15 protein-coding genes are annotated in these 13240 nt (G+C 34.0%); 11 read left to right on the top strand and 4 right to left on the bottom strand.

Annotated features, from left to right (window positions below):
* Positions 1 to 460 precede the first annotated feature (460 nt).
* The 3 genes from ACEWK1_RS25220 to ACEWK1_RS25210 all read left to right on the top strand — a co-directional run bounded on the left by ACEWK1_RS25220 (position 461) and on the right by ACEWK1_RS25210 (position 3340).
* Positions 461 to 1216 (top strand): carbon-nitrogen hydrolase family protein, encoded by a 756-nt coding sequence (locus tag ACEWK1_RS25220; RefSeq protein ID WP_121663459.1) that lies wholly within the window; start codon positions 461 to 463, stop codon positions 1214 to 1216.
* 276 nt (positions 1217 to 1492) lie between these two features.
* Positions 1493 to 2251, top strand: a complete 759-nt coding sequence (locus tag ACEWK1_RS25215) for a methyltransferase domain-containing protein (RefSeq protein ID WP_212138791.1) — start codon at positions 1493 to 1495, stop codon at positions 2249 to 2251.
* A gap of 531 nt (positions 2252 to 2782) precedes the next feature.
* A complete protein-coding gene (locus tag ACEWK1_RS25210; RefSeq protein ID WP_212138792.1) occupies positions 2783 to 3340 on the top strand; it encodes a hypothetical protein in 558 nt (185 codons plus the stop codon).
* 56 nt (positions 3341 to 3396) lie between these two features.
* Here ACEWK1_RS25210 and ACEWK1_RS25205 read toward each other — a convergent pair whose 3' ends face one another.
* Positions 3397 to 3948 (bottom strand): cysteine hydrolase family protein, encoded by a 552-nt coding sequence (locus tag ACEWK1_RS25205; protein WP_212138793.1) that lies wholly within the window; start codon positions 3946 to 3948, stop codon positions 3397 to 3399.
* 33 nt (positions 3949 to 3981) lie between these two features.
* Entirely contained in the window at positions 3982 to 4134 is a 153-nt protein-coding gene (locus ACEWK1_RS25200; protein ID WP_212138794.1) for a DUF1272 domain-containing protein, read from the bottom strand.
* A 144-nt stretch (positions 4135 to 4278) separates the two neighbouring features.
* On the opposite strand from ACEWK1_RS25200, the gene ACEWK1_RS25195 reads away from it, so the two are divergent.
* The 3 genes from ACEWK1_RS25195 (at position 4279) to ACEWK1_RS25185 (ending at position 6053) form a co-directional block, all read left to right on the top strand.
* Entirely contained in the window at positions 4279 to 4698 is a 420-nt protein-coding gene (locus ACEWK1_RS25195; RefSeq protein ID WP_121663455.1) for an Lrp/AsnC family transcriptional regulator, read from the top strand.
* A 168-nt stretch (positions 4699 to 4866) separates the two neighbouring features.
* On the top strand, positions 4867 to 5070 hold the full coding sequence (locus ACEWK1_RS25190; RefSeq protein ID WP_121663454.1) for a hypothetical protein: 204 nt from the start codon (positions 4867 to 4869) through the stop codon (positions 5068 to 5070).
* Positions 5071 to 5195: 125 nt separating this feature from the next.
* Complete coding sequence (locus tag ACEWK1_RS25185) at positions 5196 to 6053, top strand: alpha/beta fold hydrolase (protein WP_212138795.1); 858 nt, start codon at positions 5196 to 5198, stop codon at positions 6051 to 6053.
* 56 nt (positions 6054 to 6109) lie between these two features.
* Here ACEWK1_RS25185 and ACEWK1_RS25180 read toward each other — a convergent pair whose 3' ends face one another.
* Complete coding sequence (locus ACEWK1_RS25180) at positions 6110 to 7417, bottom strand: uracil/xanthine transporter (RefSeq protein ID WP_212138796.1); 1308 nt, start codon at positions 7415 to 7417, stop codon at positions 6110 to 6112.
* A 283-nt stretch (positions 7418 to 7700) separates the two neighbouring features.
* Positions 7701 to 8570, bottom strand: a complete 870-nt coding sequence (locus tag ACEWK1_RS25175) for a helix-turn-helix domain-containing protein (protein ID WP_212138797.1) — start codon at positions 8568 to 8570, stop codon at positions 7701 to 7703.
* 76 nt (positions 8571 to 8646) lie between these two features.
* Here ACEWK1_RS25175 and ACEWK1_RS25170 point away from each other — a divergent pair, with 76 nt between their 5' ends.
* The 5 genes from ACEWK1_RS25170 (at position 8647) to ACEWK1_RS25150 (ending at position 12813) form a co-directional block, all read left to right on the top strand.
* A complete protein-coding gene (locus tag ACEWK1_RS25170; RefSeq protein WP_212138798.1) occupies positions 8647 to 9357 on the top strand; it encodes a DUF4386 domain-containing protein in 711 nt (236 codons plus the stop codon).
* 120 nt (positions 9358 to 9477) lie between these two features.
* On the top strand, positions 9478 to 10008 hold the full coding sequence (locus ACEWK1_RS25165) for a PadR family transcriptional regulator (protein ID WP_212138799.1): 531 nt from the start codon (positions 9478 to 9480) through the stop codon (positions 10006 to 10008).
* 152 nt (positions 10009 to 10160) lie between these two features.
* A complete protein-coding gene (locus ACEWK1_RS25160; RefSeq protein WP_212138800.1) occupies positions 10161 to 11150 on the top strand; it encodes a quinone oxidoreductase family protein in 990 nt (329 codons plus the stop codon).
* 219 nt (positions 11151 to 11369) lie between these two features.
* Positions 11370 to 12272 (top strand): EamA family transporter, encoded by a 903-nt coding sequence (locus ACEWK1_RS25155; protein WP_212138801.1) that lies wholly within the window; start codon positions 11370 to 11372, stop codon positions 12270 to 12272.
* A gap of 13 nt (positions 12273 to 12285) precedes the next feature.
* A complete protein-coding gene (locus ACEWK1_RS25150; protein WP_121663448.1) occupies positions 12286 to 12813 on the top strand; it encodes a GNAT family N-acetyltransferase in 528 nt (175 codons plus the stop codon).
* Positions 12814 to 13240: the final 427 nt, after the last annotated feature.

Here is a 13240-nt window from a genome sequence, read left to right as displayed (position 1 = left end):
CTTTTGTCGTTCATTCCCCTTATGAATGACACTACAAGCTCTTTTCTAACCACTTTTGTCGTTCATTCCCCTTATGAATGACACTACAAGCTCTTTTCTAACCACTTTTGTCGTTCATTCCCCTTATGAACGACACTACACGTTCTTTTTCCAATCACTTTTTTTGTTCATTCCCTTATGAACGACACTTTTTGTGGCTTATTGCAAGCTGATAGTCCGAACGCGGAAGTTAAGCTCTTGCGCCGATGGTAGTTGGGTCCCCTGTGAGAGTAGGACGTCGCCAAGTAAGTTGAGGAAAAGATCAGTAGAGATGCTGATCTTTTTTTGTATACAAAGAAAGCAACTAAAGTGATTTTTTTCTTTCCTCTTATTGGAAGTAGTATATAATAAATCCATAATAATAAAAGGTGCATATTTGGATTTATCAAACTAAACCAATAGTAATAGGAGAGATCAAATTTTGAAGATAGGGTTAGCACAAACTAGGTTTCCGAATTCTGTAACAGATGGAATAAAGATAGTTAGGGAAATGATATATGAAGCCGGTAAAAAGGGCTGCCATCTAGTTTGTTTTCCTGAATCAATTATTCCTGGATTAAGAGGAGTTGGTTATAAGGTTGAGGAGTATAATCATTGCTTTCAGAGTAAAGCTTTAGAGGAGATTTGTCATATTGCTAGACAAGTTAAAATAGCCGTTATTATGCCTATGGAATGGGAAGATCAACAGGGATTACATTTGGTTGCTTTTGTAATTGGAAACAATGGTGAGATCATGGGATATCAGACAAAAAATCAAATTGATCCAGGAGAAGATATGTACGGGTATGTTCCAGGTAAGGGTCGAAGAATCTTTGAGATAAACAATATGAAATTTGGTATTGTTATTTGTCACGAAGGTTGGCGGTATCCTGAGACTGTGCGATGGGCTGCTCGTCAGGATGCGAGTATTGTTTTTCATCCGCAATTTACAGGGGACGTAAACAATCCGGATTTTTTCAATAATGCTATGGTGTGTAGAAGTTTAGAGAATAATATTTATTTTGCTAGTGTTAATTATGCCTTGAAAAATCAAAAGAGCACTTCTGCTTTAATCTCACCGTCAGGAGAACGTTTGATTTTGGCCAAATCAGGTACTGAGGAATTATTGGTACACGATATTGATCCGAAACAAGCCAATTTGTTACTAGCAAAAAGGTTCAATCCCAATTTATTTTGAAATTTTCCTTAGAAGTAGAGAAGTAGAGAAGTAGAGAAGTAGTCATATTCGGTTTACTTTTTAATGTGAAAGGTTGTATTAACATATGAAAAACATCGATATGTGGCCTTTTATTTCACATGAAAGATTTGAGGAAAGGAGAAATATTTATAACATGAAACGAATTAATTACTCGATACAGTTAGTGAATCTGATAGAACTGTATCGAGATTAACCTCAGTTTCTATCAGTTAACTGTATCGTCCACATGAAAATAAAATTAGTGGGGGAATAGTTATGATGTATAAAAATGAGTTAATAGAAGAATGGCTAAAATATGAAACAATTAACTTTGACGGTTGGGATTTTTCATATATAAAGGAAAGCTGGGAAAATGAATTTCTTCCATGGGATTATGCAGACATCGTAAAAAATTATTTGTCATCGGATTTAGAATTGCTTGATATGGGTACTGGAGGAGGAGAATTTCTTCTTACCTTAAATCATCCTTATAGTAAAACGTCCGTAACAGAAGGATGGAAACCTAATATTGATCTTTTAAGGAGCAAATTGGTGCCTTTAGGGATAAAACTTGTTTCAATTGATGATGACATAATTGATTATGCTGACAATTGTTTTGATATGATCATCAATAGACATGAATCATTTAATATTGAAGAGGTTAAAAGAGTTCTAAAACCTAGTGGTGTATTCATTACTCAACAGGTAGGCGGGAAAAATGGAAACCGATTATCAAATATGCTAATTCCAAACTTTATGCCAAAATATGAGGATTTAAATTTAAGAAATACATTACTAGATTTAAAAGAGAATAACTTTGACATTAAGTTTGCTGATGAATACTTTCCATTTCAAAAGTTTTTTAATATGGAAGCTCTTATTTATTATGCGAAAGTGATAGAATGGGAATTTCCAGGATTTAATGTAAAGGATAACTTTAACCAGCTAGTGAATGCTTATGATGAGTTAATAAGAAACGGATATATACTAAACTATGAGCATCGATTTGTCATTGTTACCTTTAATAATAAATAATCTAAACAACCTTATTTAACACTTGAAGAGCATTCCACATGGATAGCTCTTTTCTTTGTTAGCCAGGCTATGAAATTAAGAATCAACTAAGTGCTCTTTATTGTACGTACATATATGTGGAAAAGTTAAATCTGCTCACAAAAGTAACTCTTATATGAGGGGACATTTTTTGTAATAATAAGGTTTACCTTCAGTGTTATTTAGTGGTGATAATTAGCAAAGCTGCACCATAGGGTTGGATAATATATGGTAAAATTGAAAAATGGGATTGTCGAATTGTTTTGAAATTTGCTAAGTTTTTACGGTCTTTTGATTGTTTCGTTCTTGAAACTTTTATCACTCAAAGATCGTACTATTTAATAAGAACAATTATTTAGTTCCTTAATTCTTTTGCGAGCCGTTTAGAGAAGCGAGAGAAGAGTAAATACAAACTGAATATGGCTGGAACAAACTTTATATGGAATTGAGGAATTTGAGTTTAGTAGCAATGATCTTGAATTTAATTTTCAATGATTAGTAAGGGGGATCACATTGTCAAAAACAAAAACATTAATGGGCGGTATTTTATCTGCTGCTGTTGCCTTAAGTGCTTGTAGTACAAAGGAAGAAATGGTTATAGAAGAGGAACAATTCTTTTATGATGAAGAAATAGGAACGTCAACATATAGCGAAGAAGTTGTAGAAGAAGAAGTAGAGATGGAAAGTGAAATTGAATTAGAACATTTACAATCTCAATATCCAGGTATGGATTTAGAAGCGATGGAAGATTATATGGAAGAAAATAATCTGGATTACCAAGAAGAAGAGCTAATTGCCTTTTTAGATGATATTTATGAAAATGGCGAATCTACTTTAGATTCGAATTACTATGCGAATGAGAGCTCGTTTCCATGGTGGATTTTCCTTGTAGCAAATGCAGCAAAATCAAAGCCATCAGGTAAAGTGAAATTAACGAAACCGACTACTTCAGCTCAATCTGCTGTTAAGTCAACACCTAAGCCAAGCACAAAGGTTACTTCATCATCCTCATCTAGTAGTACAAAATCTAGCTCTGGTTTCGGATCGAGCAGTACTTCTACTGGCTCATAAAAACAAGCATCCTTATTCCTAATGGGATGCTTGTTTTTTATCTAATAATAGGAAATCTATAGAAGCTTTATATAATCTTCAGTGGTAATGACAGTGGCAAATTCATTATGAATTGTTGCAAGAGAAACATCATGAACGGTTTGAGCGTCTATACGGTTTCCCAGGTGGTCAGTTAGGTCGAATGCTGATGTAGCATCTGATAATAGATAAGTTGTGAAGCCTAAGTTACCACTCATTCTTGCTGTCGTTGATACACAATGTGGAGTCGTCAAACCAGTTAAGACAAGTTCATTGATTTTAAGTTGATGCAAATAGTCTTCCAATGATGTTCCTATAAAGGAGCTATTAACTTCTTTAGTAAAGATAGTTTCTGTTGGTAGCGGATAAAGTAAGTCATTTATCTGTGAGCTTTCATTTTTATGATAAAAAACAGAGTACGGATTAGTAGAAAGATGTTTAATAAAAATGACTTCTAATTTTCTTTTTCTCCATTCAAGTAATAGGTTGTTTATTTTACTTTCTGCGTCTGGATTGTTTCGTTTCCCCCACTTAGGATCCTGAAATGCTTTTTGTACATCTATAATGATCAATGCTTTGCTCATTTCCATTCACCTTTCACTTTTTAGTGATCTTACAATGCCTTAACTGTTTGGTCGTTTTACTAATTCCCCACTGCAGTTCGGGCAAATATAAGACACTTCAGTCGTGCATTCTAAGCAAAACGTGCATTCATAACTACATATAAAAGCATCACTTGTTATCGGTTTTTCGCATTTTTCACAAGTTGATTTCATCATTAATACCTCCTAACATGATATAGGCTAATTTTATTTGAAAAAGAATTAAGAACACATGCTTTTTTTAAGGAGTTTGGACTGATATTCTTAAATAGAAAAGGAAATTATCTGATTTTAAATTAAAAATGAAGGTGAACAGTTATGGATGATGTTAACCGTAGAATTCTGGATATTTTGCAAGTGGAAGGTAGAATTTCAATGACGGAGTTAGGACAGAAAGTTTCCTTGTCTGTTCCTGCAGTTACCGAGAGGGTAAGAAAGCTAGAAGATCAAGGCATTATTGAAGGATATAAGGCACAAGTTAATCCAGAAAAATTACAAAAAACAGTTAGAGCATTTATATTAATTAAAACCCACAGGTGCAAGGCATTTAGGGAATTCTGTAAAGAGAGTCCCCTCGTTATTGAATGTCATAGACTGACAGGGGAATATAGTTATCTTGTTAAGGTGGTGACTGCATCCTATCAATTACTGGAACAGTTTATTGATTCGTCTATGGAGTATGGTGAGCCTTATACAATGATCAATCTTTCTTCGCCAGTTCCTGGTAAGATCATTTAAGAAGAAATGTGCAAAAAGTTCCTTAGGAATCACTTTAGATTTGAATGAAATTGTAATGGCTGTTGTTATTTTTGAAAAATACTATTGTGAAGGAATGTATATAAGAAATGCGTAGCTCTCATTTTGTTTTCGATGATGAGTCTCTTAAAGGGAGTAGTTAGGTAGAAGATGAAAGTGTATAAGCTGAAGAAAAAGTATAAAGGGTTGAAAAAGGGTACAGAATTTTATTTAATTGCAGAATCTGAATTTATAGGAGTTAAAGATTTTGTTTTACGAACGAAGGACTTGTCAATTAGAATATCAGTTGGTGAAAAGGAACTTCATAGTCATTTTACATTGATGAGTTATGAAGAAAGGGTCAATTTAGAATAAGTAGAGACATTTAATGAAGTGTGCTTTTTTAATAAAAAGAGGAAAATATCCACTTTTGGAGAAATCTTCCTAGGTTAAGTTGAAGCTTGAGTTGGATTATGAATGCATGATAGGGAGACGGTTAAATGGAGAGACGAATAGAAAAGTATACATCAGAAGGAATGTGCATTGAATATTCTATACTTGGTGAGGGAGAGCCTGTACTTATATTCCACGGTGGACATTCAAACTGTTTTGAAGAATTTGGTGTTAAGGGACTGGTTGATAACGGTTTTTCTTTCATTATCCCTTCAAGAGCAGGTTATGGAGAAACATCTAAGGAAATAGGAACAAGTCTTTCAAAGTCGTGTGAATATTACAGTAAGCTATTAGATCATTTAAGTATAAAAAAGGTTCATTTACTGGCCATCTCTGCAGGTGGTCCTAGTGGAATCTATTTTGCTGCACATTATCCAGAATATGTTTCTACACTCACGTTACAATCTGCAGTTACAAAAGAATGGCTTACTCCAAAGGATAAAGAATATAAAGCTGCCAAAATACTGTTTCGTCCCAATACTGAAAAATACACATGGAAGCTTATTTCTTCTATGAATAATTTATTCCCGCGGTTTATATTTAAGCAAATGTTTCCGTCATTTAGTAAACTGTCATATCGAGAAGCAAAGGAAAAGTTTAACGAGGAAGATATTGAAGCTATAAGAAAAATGAACAATCGTCAGCGATCCCGTTATGGTTTTTTCATTGACTTAGCTCAGGTTAATGAGGTGTCTATTCAGCACCTTCAAGCGATAGTTTGTCCAACTCTCATTATGCATAGTAAACATGATGGTTCTGTTCCATTGGAGCATTCCTCCTTTGCACATGAAAACATTCCTTCTTCTAAATTATATCTACTCGATACATGGGGGCACTTAATTTGGCTTGGTCATGCATCTCAAGAAACTGATAAGGGTCTTATGGAGTTCCTTAAGTCTCATTAATTTAAGTCAATAGAAAAGCAGGTACATTCTATAGCGAACGTACCTGCTTTCTGTATTTAGACCTCTACTTCATTCATTGAGATTTTTTCAGGTTCCCATTTTACAAACATTTCTAAAAAGATGGACAGTAATACGCCCATAATAAATCCATTCGAAATGAGAGGACGAATTAATGTTGGTAATGTGGTGAACAATTCCGGATCCATATTCATAATACAAACTCCTACTAAAACAGGAACAGCTAAGCGGTGAATGGTAATAGAATTAAACGTTTGATCTCGGATGCTTCTTAAAGAAGTTCCGAATAATTGAAAATAGGCCACGAACAGTACAGCATTTCCTACTGTAACGGGAAGTGTTGCTAGTAAGTTCCCTAAAAAAGGAACGCTTCCTAACAAGATCATTAACCCGCCGCCAATCAGATATGGTCGTAACTGAAAGATCCGAGTGCTCTCTAAAAAGCCAATTGAGGAAGCGAAGGGCGCGTAAGAAACTAATCCGAATAAAGCAGCGACAATGGAATAAGCACCATTAAGTAAATAAGAACGATCAAAACGATTTTGACAATATTCATCATGAAACATAGCTGACGATGTCGTGACAGATGCAATCGTATTACTTAGGTTTATTATACTTGCTAGAAAGGTAATAGCGATGATTCCTATATTCAGGTTTGGTGCTCCTAAAGGAAAGAGGTGTAAATCTGTGCTTGATTGAGTCATCAAATTTTGCTCTGCTGGGAAAAGGATTATATAAAAAATCCATCCAATCACAATCCCAATTAATATGGCAAAGTTACTAATAACTGCTTTTCCTTTAATTTTGAGCAAGAATACTAACAAAACAACCCCCAGTGAAAAAAGACTAATCGGGAGATCTAGTTTTCCTTCAGGGGTCATTTTTAACATCCCTTTGAAAAAGATGAGAATTAATTGAAAGGTTAATAAAAACAGATAAACACTCATGACCATAGGTGTGAACACTTTTTGAATATAAGATATTAACCTTAGTGAACCTAAAATGAGTACAACCACCCCTGCAAGCAGCATACCACTTGCAATACCTCCACCGATTTCTTGAAGACTTGTACCTGTTGATGAGGCAATCATAGATAAATTAAGCATTAAGCTCCACATAACGCCTGAATGTCCTTCCATCAGAGGATAACGATGTCCGATCAATCCCTGTAATAAACACGCAATTCCCGTAAAGATAAGAGAACTACGAAGGATAACAGATATTTCAGCATATGGTAGCTCATATGCTGTCCCAATAGAAATTGGTACAACGACTGTATTCGCAAAGATAAAAAACAACCATTGCAAAGATGCAAAGATTGTTGCGGATGAAGAAAGATATTTCATAATTAATCGTACCTTCTTTTCTCTAACATAATGTTATTTCAACAAAACAATATTATTTTAACTCTAAATAGTGAATAGGGAAAGGTTGTTGTTGGTGGTAGAGAAATAAAATTATTATGAGATTGCAGGAGAAGTTTTTTCGTAGAGAGACAGACTTTTAACCTGTCTGTTTGATTATGTGACAGACAGGTTACTAAATAAAGCAAGATTTGGAAAGTCTTATCCCTTCTTCAATGATATCTTAATATCAATAAAACAACTTGATGAAAAGAAAGGAGCATGATTAGTCATCAAAATCTATAGGTAGTTTTTTAATAGGTGTGTAAATGTGATAGGCCGAATTTAGATGGTGAATGTTATCAAAAACTTGAATGAGCTCAATATCCGAATTCTCGGGTTCTTGCTTAGAAATCTTTAAAAACCTGGCAAAATCAGTTTTTAGAATATCACCTATATCCAGAATATCACCCGAATAGTTGAACTTGGCACAAAAGAGTTCCGGTACATCAATTGTGAAAAAATAAGGTTGATCAATTTTGATATCGGATGGAACACCGAACAAAACCTTGAAACGGGTTGAATTTGGCTGACAGTTTGAATAGATAACATAGCAAGAACCATTAATTGTGTTATTAATGTTATTTAGTAGCGTTTCTGAATAAGAGCGAATCTTTGTCTTGTAATCGGTTGTAAGATCAACTTCAAAGGCTATCCCACATAGTCTAATTGTCTCAAATTCAGTTAGGGTGAAATCAGTGACAAGATCGCCGTTGATGTTTTTCAGGGGTCTTTTTACCACTGAAGGAATTGGTACTTGAGCGATCGTTTTGTCATTTCCTTTAAGGAAAGTACTTGGAGCTATACCGTATTGACGTTTGAACGCACGGGAGAATGATGATGGAGTTCCAAAGTTTAGTTGATAAGTAATATCTGTTAAGGAAAGGTTTTCGTTTGACATTAATCTTAGCGATGCATTTAATCTTCGGGATAGTATGTATTGATTTAGTGAGGATCCCATCATGGCAGAAAAAAGTCTATGAAAATAAAATTTTGACATGTGGAAGGTACTAGCAACAGATTCCAATGATAATGGTTGGTGAAGATGATCTTCAATGTAGATCAGGGCATTTTCTATTACATCATAATAGTCCATGATAACTCCTTTTATAAAATATTCGGAATTGTTCGTTATTAAGTATAGCATAGAAAATTTTTGAGGAGGAAAAGAAATGTCACAAGACAAAATAAATGCAAAGATATTAGGTGCTTTTTATATAGTGGCTGCGATTAGTTCAGTTATAGCTGTTATCTTATATGGGCCAGTTATGTCTGAACAAGGGTATATGGCTGTGACAAATGGTGTAGAAAGCCGTGTGTTGATTGGAGTAATTAACGACCTTTTGCTCGTAGTGTCTGTGGTTGGAACTGCAATAATGCTATTCCCATATATACGCCGGTTTAATGAACATATTGCTTTAGGTTACCTTTGTTTTCGATTTATGGAAGCTGTTTTTATCTCTATCGGTATGATCAGTATATTAGGTTTATTGAGTATTAGTATGAATAATGGAAACACGGGTAGTTCAGAGAATCTCTTTGCTGTAGGATCAATGCTGCAAGCATTTTACCGTTGGACTGCATTGTTAGGACCAAATTTAATGTTAGGCTTAAATACTTTTCTATATAGTTATTTACTTCTTAAAACAAATTTGGTACCAAGACAGCTGGCGATATTTGGGATGATAACAGCTATTTTAGTATTCATAGCCGGGTTATTAGAAATGTTTGGCTTAGTGGAACCTTTTTCAGCAGTAAAAGGATTTATTGCTTTACCTGTTGGTGTTTATGAAATGAGTTTAGCAGTCTGGTTGATTGTGAAGGGATTTGATAAACAAAGATTTGTTCAACTAAAAGAGGCTACCTTTAATAAAATAAAGTAATAGAAAATCTAACAAGCTGTTATCCTATTAATTAATACATTTTTATTTTAATATACAATTTGACATTATTTATCAAGTTGTATAAAACTTTTAGTAAGGAACTAAAAGGTGGTTGGGGAATTGTCAATTTCTTATGCAATATTGGGAATGCTAACTCATAAAGACATGACCGGGTATGAAATAAAAAATGCGTTTGATTCAACAATAAAATGTTTATGGCCTGCTCACTTAAGTCAGATTTATCGCGATTTAGGAAAGCTTGAAGCTAATGAAAGTGTTTTGTCTTATGTAGAACAGCAAGAGGCCAGACCAGATAAAAAGATATATAGGTTAACACCAAAGGGTGAAGGGGAATTTCTACAGTGGTTAAATAAAGGTCCAAATCATGTTAATACGATTTTTAAAGATGAAGTAGGTCTTAGAGTCTTCTTTGGTTCGCATCTTGAAAAAGATGAATTAATATTTCAGTTAAAAGCTTTTATCAAAGAAAAAAAGGAAACACTTTTTTACTTGGAAAAAGTTATAGAAAGTATCGAGAATGGACCTTATCAAAGTGAAAAACAATACTGGACTTTTTCTGTTAAAAAATCTATGAAGATGATAAAAGCTGAAATTGAGTGGGCTGAAGAATGTATAACTGTTTTAAATTAATTTATATGTTTCAATATATGAAAAAAGTCAGCAAATAGCTGGCTTTTTTTCATTTTCCTTTTTTTGCAAAAAAGTATTGAAATCTGCAATACAATATTTTATATTGTTATATATAACATGTTATATATAAAATGATACAAAGAGGGATAATAATGAAAATTGTAAAATTATATGAATTTGGTGGACCAGAAGTTTTACAAATTGAGGAAACTAAGAAGCCAGTCCCTAAGGAAAACGAAGTGGTTATTAAAGTTGAAAATATTGCTCTCAATTATTCGGAAATACAACAAAGAAAAGGCACTTATCCTTTTCCTCTTCAGTTACCCAATACGATTGGACAATGGGGAGTAGTTAGTGGAAAAGTAATTGAAGTAGGCAATGGAGTTACTTCAATCTCCAAACAGGTAAAAGTAATGGCGCAAATTCCTAATGGCTCATATGCAGAATATGTAGCGGTACCAGAAGGTTTGTTAGTTCCTTTACTAGATCAGATCGACATTATGATTGCCACAACACTACTAACTCAAGGTCAGTCAGCCTATCATGCATTAAAAACAGTAGGAAACATGAAAAAAGGAGAAATTGTTTTAATCCATGCAGGAAGTGGAGGGTTAGGGAACTTGGCCATACAAATGGCAAAGGCATTTGGCGCAAAAAAAATCATTGCAACGGCAAGTTCTCAGGAGAAGATTGATTATGCTCTTTCGATAGGGGCAAATGTTGGGATCAATTACAGTGAAACAGGATGGCCAGAAGAAGTACTTAAGGCAACTAATGGTAATGGGGTAGATCTAATACTGGAATCAGTGGGGGGAGATGTAATGGAAGGAAGTATTAAAGTTCTTAGTCAATTTGGAAGGCTATTATATATAGGATCATCGAGCGCAAAGGAACAAGCTTGGGACCGTTTAAATTTAGTCAATATACTTTCCAACAAAACCATCATTGGATTTAATATTGCACATTTATTATCTAACCGACCTGAGTTGGTAAGAGAAGGGTTGGAGTATATGTTTGGATTAATGATGAACAATTTATTAAAACCACACATAAAACACGTTTTTCCTTTTTCAGAAGTTATAAAAGCTCATGAACTAATTGAATCCCGTAAAACTATAGGTACAGTTATTTTAAAACCTTAAGAAATTTGTATTTCTTAAACTTAATGAGGTTTTTCCTGATAAAATAATGAAATATATTATCTTTTCTGTATAATTGTTATAATACGATTGAAATAAATAGCTAAAATTCTTATGATGTGGATTTTTAAAGATATTATCTCTTTTTTCGCCACACAATTATCCAAGAGGATAGTTGTGTGGCTTTTTATTTGTCCAAATTCTTAAATAAGGAGAATCAAGATGAAAGTATGGGTTTATGTTTTGTGTGTATTTTTAGGAGGCTGCAGTTTTGGAGTCCTTTCAACCTTTGTAAAGCTTGCATATAAATCTGGATTTAATATGTTTGAAGTTACAGGTAGTCAGTTTATTATTGGAACAATTATAATATGGATCCTTACATTATTTGTTCACAAGCAAAAGCTAAGCTTTAGCCAAATGGCTAAGTTACTTCTAGGTGGTACGCCCATGGGGTTAACAGGAATTTTTTATTACTATTCATTAGAAACATTAGATGCTTCACTAGCTATTATCTTTTTATTTCAGTTTATATGGATTGGAGCTATTGTCGAATGGATGTTGTTAAAGAATAAACCATCGACGAAAAAGATATCTTCTATTATTATTGTGTTACTTGGCTCGATCTTTGCAGCCGGCATATTTACGTCAGGAGAAAAAACAATTGATATGGCAGGCATAGTTTGGGGAATTCTTGCAGCATTATCATATTCACTTTTCCTATTAATTAGCAGTTTGGTTGAAAATGAAGTACCTACTTTACAACGTAGCGCCCTGCTTTCTACAGGAGCAATGATCATTGTATTAGTCATAACTAATCCATTATCATGGATGGGAGCTCATACTCTTATTGATATCTTTCCTTATGGAATTCTTTTAGGGTTATTTGGCGTAGTGATTCCGCCAATTTTATTTTCAATAGGTATGCCACAAATAGGTCCTGGAGCAGGTTCGATTTTAACTGCTTCTGAGTTGCCAGTAGCGGTATTACTTTCTATGATTGTTTTATCAGAACAAGTGATATGGATACAATGGGTAGGAGTTTTCATTATTTTATTCGGCATTGTTTTAGGGAATGTTTCATTTGTCCCTAACAAAATCAAGAGACAACATCTTATAAGTAAATAGAGGGAGTGTTCATATGTTTCCGACTTTATGGACAGATCGACTAATATTAAGAGAAATAACAAAAGAAGATGCAAAAGGGATTTTTGCTTGTTTTTCGAATGAAAATGTTACACGCTTTTACGGACAAGAAACATTAGAAAGAATTGAACAAGCAGAAAGTTTCGTAGATTTTTTCTCGAATAGTTATAGAGAAAAAAGAGGCATAAGATGGGGTATTGAAAGAAGAGAAGCCGAAGGTATCATTGGAACCATTGGCTTTAACGCTTGGTCTCCTAAACATAAGCGAGCAGAAATAGGCTACGAAATACATCCAAGCCACTGGCGGAAAGGCTACACCGCAGAAGCACTTTCAATCGTCATATCTTACGGGTTTGAAAAGCTAGACTTAAATCGTATCGGTGCCGTTGTCTTTACTGAAAATGAAGCATCGAATAAATTATTAGTAAAAGCTGGTTTTCAAAAAGAGGGGGTATTAAAGGAGTATATGTACCAGGGTGGAAAAGCATATGATACTTATGTTTATTCCCTTTTAAGAAAATAATCTTAAATCTATAGTTGTTGATTTAAAATGCACAAAAAATTTTATTGACTTCATTTGAATTAAGTGATAAGATGTTATTCGTCTCTTCAAAACGTGTTTTTAGAGACATGAATAGAAGTGCATTTTTCTAGAATGACAATTCAAAAAATGTGTTGACTTCTACGAAATGAAGTGGTAAGATATTATTTGTTGTTACGAGATATGATATTAAGTTTTCTTGCTTGAGAAAAACGATTCATAGAAGTTGACAACAGAGAAATTACCTGATACAATAGTTTTTGTCGCTGATGAAGTCCTCAGCTAAAGTAGTTCTTTGAAAACTAAACAAAACAGAAACGTCAACGTTTTAAAAAGATTTAATTATGAGCTTTATCAACTCTTTATTGGAGAGTTTGATCCTGGCTCAGGACGAACGCTGGCGGCGTGC

It is taken from the genome of Metabacillus sp. YM-086 (genome assembly GCF_048059995.1).
GTDB lineage: Bacteria > Bacillota > Bacilli > Bacillales > Bacillaceae > Metabacillus > Metabacillus litoralis_B.
This window is presented reverse-complemented; position numbering and strand designations above follow the sequence as displayed.

Coding starts and splice junctions, on each gene's coding strand:
- ACEWK1_RS25150 (WP_121663448.1), top strand. CDS start 12,286: ATGTTTCCGACTTTATGGACAGATCGACTAATATTAAGAGAAATAACA.
- ACEWK1_RS25190 (WP_121663454.1), top strand. CDS start 4,867: ATGAAAGTGTATAAGCTGAAGAAAAAGTATAAAGGGTTGAAAAAGGGT.
- ACEWK1_RS25205 (WP_212138793.1), bottom strand. CDS start 3,948: ATGGAAATGAGCAAAGCATTGATCATTATAGATGTACAAAAAGCATTT.
- ACEWK1_RS25155 (WP_212138801.1), top strand. CDS start 11,370: ATGAAAGTATGGGTTTATGTTTTGTGTGTATTTTTAGGAGGCTGCAGT.
- ACEWK1_RS25180 (WP_212138796.1), bottom strand. CDS start 7,417: ATGAAATATCTTTCTTCATCCGCAACAATCTTTGCATCTTTGCAATGG.
- ACEWK1_RS25170 (WP_212138798.1), top strand. CDS start 8,647: ATGTCACAAGACAAAATAAATGCAAAGATATTAGGTGCTTTTTATATA.
- ACEWK1_RS25215 (WP_212138791.1), top strand. CDS start 1,493: ATGATGTATAAAAATGAGTTAATAGAAGAATGGCTAAAATATGAAACA.
- ACEWK1_RS25195 (WP_121663455.1), top strand. CDS start 4,279: ATGGATGATGTTAACCGTAGAATTCTGGATATTTTGCAAGTGGAAGGT.
- ACEWK1_RS25175 (WP_212138797.1), bottom strand. CDS start 8,570: ATGGACTATTATGATGTAATAGAAAATGCCCTGATCTACATTGAAGAT.
- ACEWK1_RS25185 (WP_212138795.1), top strand. CDS start 5,196: ATGGAGAGACGAATAGAAAAGTATACATCAGAAGGAATGTGCATTGAA.
- ACEWK1_RS25160 (WP_212138800.1), top strand. CDS start 10,161: ATGAAAATTGTAAAATTATATGAATTTGGTGGACCAGAAGTTTTACAA.
- ACEWK1_RS25200 (WP_212138794.1), bottom strand. CDS start 4,134: ATGAAATCAACTTGTGAAAAATGCGAAAAACCGATAACAAGTGATGCT.